Origin of the sequence: Bartonella sp. MU70NMGDW (genome assembly GCF_042194085.1) — a bacterium.
Lineage (GTDB): Bacteria > Pseudomonadota > Alphaproteobacteria > Rhizobiales > Rhizobiaceae > Bartonella > Bartonella grahamii.
Map to the genome: position 1 here is coordinate 1 of NZ_JBHIMK010000389.1, position 1,077 is coordinate 1,077.

1 pseudogene is annotated in these 1,077 nt (G+C 31.7%); it reads right to left on the reverse strand.

Features of this window, described 5'->3' with window-relative positions:
- Positions 1–226, reverse strand: a pseudogene (locus tag ACFIKE_RS11185) (acetylglutamate kinase); the annotation flags it as partial.
- Positions 227–1,077 lie beyond the last annotated feature (851 nt).

Below are 1,077 nucleotides of genomic sequence, written 5' to 3' on the forward strand. Positions count from 1 at the left end.
TTTGAGGCCCACCACCATGAACAACAACAGGGTTAATCCCCGATTGCTTTAATAGAGCAATATCACGCGCAAATGCTCGCCCCAAGGCAGGATCACCCATAGCATGACCGCCATATTTTACCACAACCGTTTCATTTTCGTATTTTTGCATATATGGTAAAGCAGACGATAGAAATGCTGCTTGTTTTTCTAAAACATCTACAGCACCGTTTTTAGCATCATCCATTAATAGGGCCTCCTCATCACTTTTTACCATCTCTTAGTGGAATTTAGGAAAAGTAATAACGAAATGAAACAAGAAAACAACTTCCTCAAAAAATTGACAGCGAAAAATTAAACAAAACAGGCGTACAAAACGTCATTATTTTATGATTTTATGTATAAAATTGAAAAGCAAAGTTCTGAAAAAATTTTAAGCTATGCCGTACATTCGACTCGTTAGTTTACGCCTATGGATACTTAACAATGAATAAGAATATATACAACCATTGATTTTGTAAGATAAAAACAAAATTTTCTTATAATAATAAAATTAACAGATCACCAAGATAAGAAATAGGTTGACTTAGCACTGTAACCTTATCCAAGCAATTTTTAAGACTATCAAAAATGCCAAAAATAAAATTGGTTATGAGGAGTTGATATTTTATTTGAAAAAAATGGATTGTCTAACAGCTTATTTAGCTACTTTTTGGTAGGCTACTACCTATTTGACAGTTTTAGCATAGGGCTTTTAAAAAGGCATTTTGAGTAAAACAATAAATACAAAAAATGCCGAATGCATAAAGGCAGTTATCATGACACTGGAAATTAGTCACTCAATTGCGTTCTTCTTGTATGGATAAGTCCTTTTTAAAATATCATAGATACTCAAAAATAAGACTTATCCATAAAACTCGTTAAATGTAAAAAACTATCAGTGGCAGGCACTTACCCTAAATTAATCGTTTCTCTCTTTTCTTTTCAAGAAAAAAATGCTTTTCACAGATGATAAGGCTATAGAAAGCTTAATTAAAATAACCTTCCAAAAGTTTTTTCTAATCTATTCTGAGAACATTCACATATTTTAACCAGAAA